This is a genomic window from Sulfoacidibacillus ferrooxidans, assembly GCF_022606465.1.
Lineage (GTDB): Bacteria > Bacillota > Bacilli > Alicyclobacillales > SLC66 > Sulfoacidibacillus > Sulfoacidibacillus ferrooxidans.
The window spans coordinates 1-273 of sequence record NZ_JALBUF010000126.1; the positions used below are offsets into that span (position 1 = coordinate 1).

At 47.6% G+C, this 273-nt stretch carries 1 protein-coding gene; it reads left to right on the forward strand.

What is annotated here, in order from left to right; all coding sequences use genetic code 11:
• The coding region (locus tag MM817_RS17715) for a hypothetical protein (protein ID WP_241717198.1) at window positions 1-273 on the forward strand (273 nt) is incomplete at both ends.

Sequence of the window (273 nt, forward strand, 5' to 3'; positions counted from 1 at the left end):
TTCGCATCAAAGTAGAGTCTCACAATGCCGCTATTACTAAGCACATGAAGTCACTCATCGAAGAGGGAAATCAAGTCAAAGCGGAAGTAGACCGCTGGCTTGCAGTTCCTGAAGCACAAGATGTGGAGCCTTTGATCCAAGCGCGTATCGCTCAATTTGAGCAGGATGAACGCTTGGATGTGCAAGAAGCTGCCACCTACACAGCGCAAACGCAAATGATAACGAGTGCTACTCAAAAAATGAAATCCGTCGAACACGACCTGTCGGTGATTG